Below are 2,573 nucleotides of genomic sequence, written 5' to 3' on the forward strand. Positions count from 1 at the left end.
GCGAAGCCACCCTGCACCTCGACCTACCCGCCCTCGGCCTGCCCGACGACCCCACCCGCACCTTCACCGTCACCGACCAACTCGACGGCACCACCTACACCTGGACCCGCTCCAACTACATCCGCCTGGACCCCCACACCCAACCCGCACACATCCTCACCTTCGAGAAGCCAGATGCAGGACGTGTGCGGGCCGATGAGAGCCGCGCGCCGAGGAGGAGACGAGCCGCGAAGAGAACGAGCGGCGGCAGTTGAGTCAGACCGCGGGCTCGGCGGCGGGCAGGCGATCCTCGATGGAGCGGCATCCGGTGAAGACCGAGCCGAGCCCCTCGCGGTCGATGATCTCGCGGAGCCTGGCGGGCAGCGCCGGGAGCGCGAGGCAGCCGCCGTCGGCGGCGACGCGCCAGCGGATGCCGAGCAGGATCGGCAGCGGGTCGCAGCGGATGCCGAGCCGGTCGTGCATCCGCACCATGAGGTGGCGCAGGTTCCCCTCCACGAGCTTGGTGAGCGTGTCCCCGAGCCGTGGCACCGTGATCTCGTCCAGCACCCCGGACAGGTGGACGACCGTGTGGTCGCCGTCCCCGGCCGCCGTCGTGGTGATCATGAGTTCGGACGGGGCGGGCGGGTTCGGCGCGAGCCCGGCGTCGCCCGGGTGCAGGGCCCGGATGGCGTCCAGCACGTGGGTGGTGTCGACGTCCGTCCCGCCGCCGTCCGGGACGGGCGTGGCCGTGGCCGACGCGACGTCCGGGAACATCGGGACGAGCCGCGCCAGGCCGGTGAGCTGCAACGCCCGTCGCACATGGGCGGACGGTTCTGGCACGACGGCCCGCAGCGTGCAGCCGAGCAGCTGCGCCCGTGTCTCGGCGCGGGCCAGCAGGACGAGCCCGGCCGCGTCCAGCAGCACCGCGTCACCGAAGTCGACGACGACTCCGCCGCGGAGGCCGCCGCGCCGCCGTCCCCGCGGCGGGGCCGCGCCGGCGGCGAGGGACAGCGCCTTGCTCACCCCTTCCCTGATCCCCGCGTAGTTCTGCCAGCTGATCTGCGCGGGCAGGCTCAGCACGATGAACCCTCGCCGGGTCTCGGTGCTCAGGCCCGGCACGGTCGTGTCCTTCATGTGTCACATCCCGATCGGGGTTCTCGTGGCCGCGCGGGCGGGCCGGGGCGGAGCGGTCGTGGTGGCCGGAGTGGGAGCGCCGGCGCGGAGGCCGGGCGGGCGCGATCTCGGACGGCCGTCGGGATACGGAGGGCGGCCGCCCCGCACGACGCCCGTCAGCCGGGACGCCGCGAGGCGTTCGATGATCCGCTCCTCGGGCCGCACCCCGAGATGGGCGCAGCAACACCACAGGTCGTCCACGCAGCGGCGCACGTTCTCCGCCGGAACATCGGCGAAGCGAACGCGCAGCCGCGCCACGAGCTCATCGCGCGTCGGTACGACCGATGGCGACATCTCCCAGCGCTCCACTGTCCCTCCGATCGCTTGTGGACGGGCGTATTCCGTCCGAACTGAACAGAACCCGCCGGTCAGGCGGGTTCTGGGCTTGGAAGCGACCTACCCGGGGCACTCGCCGGAAAAAGCGACGAACCTAAAAACACGGACATGACACAACCGTCGCGCGGCAAGCATTCGCGGCCGTTCGCGCCAGTGACCGGGCCGCAGATCAACATGTCTTTGCGCTACTTTCCACCGGCATACCCAACTGCAACCGGCCGATTACCCTCGGTCACCATCACATCGCCACGCGGACGGGCCGGACGCGCCGAGATCTACCCCTGACATGGGCGCGGACCGCCCGGCACGCCAGGCGTCTCCGGCTCCGAAACCGTCCCGACAACTACAGAGCGTACTGAATCTTTTACGGATGGTTGCCTGTCGCGAACGTCCTCGGAGCGGACTGCGGGCATTGCTGATCTAGATGTCTCCAACACACCCGGGGTGCCCCATGCACGGACAGCCGAAGAACGCCACCTGCACCACGTCCGACCAGGTCACCGCGCCGGGGACGGAGACAGAGCCGCCGAAGACCGAGGCGCGGCCGGAGACGGGCGGCGCGCCGGGGGTGCGGCCCGTCCCGGACGCTTTCACCCCCGAGACACCCCGCACACCGCACTGGTTCAAGACGGCCGTCTTCTACGAAGTCTCAGTACGCGGATTCGCCGACTCCGACGGCGACGGTTACGGCGATCTGCGCGGCCTGATCTCCAAGCTCGACCATCTCCAATGGCTCGGCATCGACTGCCTGTGGCTGCTGCCCATCTACCAATCGCCGCTGAAGGACGGCGGCTACGACATCTCCAACTACACCCAGATCCTGCCGGAATTCGGGGAGCTCGGGCATTTCGTGGAGTTGATCGAGCAGGCGCACGCCCGCGGCATCCGGGTCATCGCCGACCTGGTCATGAACCACACCTCCGACCAGCACCCCTGGTTCCAAGCCTCCCGCACCGATCCCGACGGCCCCTACGGCGACTTCTACATGTGGAGCGACACCGACACCAAATACCCCGACGCCCGCATCATCTTCATCGACACCGAAACCTCCAACTGGACCTACGACCCCATCCGCGGCCAGTACT

Annotated in this window: 4 protein-coding genes; 2 read left to right on the plus strand and 2 right to left on the minus strand. The window is 69.7% G+C overall.

Annotation, left to right across the window (positions count from 1 at the left end):
• Nucleotides 1-254: hypothetical protein (locus ACH34S_RS41880; RefSeq protein WP_395958506.1), on the plus strand; the 254-nt coding region annotated here is incomplete at its 5' end.
• Nucleotide 255: 1 nt separating this feature from the next.
• Here the strand turns inward: ACH34S_RS41880 and ACH34S_RS41885 are convergent.
• Nucleotides 256-1,113 (minus strand): STAS domain-containing protein, encoded by an 858-nt coding sequence (locus tag ACH34S_RS41885; protein ID WP_395958507.1) that lies wholly within the window; start codon nucleotides 1,111-1,113, stop codon nucleotides 256-258.
• A 3-nt stretch (nucleotides 1,114-1,116) separates the two neighbouring features.
• On the minus strand, nucleotides 1,117-1,446 hold the full coding sequence (locus tag ACH34S_RS41890; protein ID WP_395958508.1) for a hypothetical protein: 330 nt from the start codon (nucleotides 1,444-1,446) through the stop codon (nucleotides 1,117-1,119).
• Nucleotides 1,447-1,939: 493 nt separating this feature from the next.
• Between ACH34S_RS41890 and ACH34S_RS41895 the strand changes: the two genes are divergently transcribed.
• The coding region (locus ACH34S_RS41895) for an alpha-amylase family glycosyl hydrolase (protein ID WP_395958509.1) at nucleotides 1,940-2,573 on the plus strand (634 nt) is incomplete at its 3' end.

Origin of the sequence: Actinomadura sp. 3N508, assembly GCF_044326375.1 — a bacterium.
Lineage (GTDB): Bacteria > Actinomycetota > Actinomycetes > Streptosporangiales > Streptosporangiaceae > Spirillospora.

Bases quoted from the DNA above. Each gene is read 5' to 3' on its own strand.
- ACH34S_RS41885 (WP_395958507.1), bottom strand. From the start codon at position 1,113: ATGAAGGACACGACCGTGCCGGGCCTGAGCACCGAGACCCGGCGAGGG.
- ACH34S_RS41890 (WP_395958508.1), bottom strand. From the start codon at position 1,446: ATGTCGCCATCGGTCGTACCGACGCGCGATGAGCTCGTGGCGCGGCTG.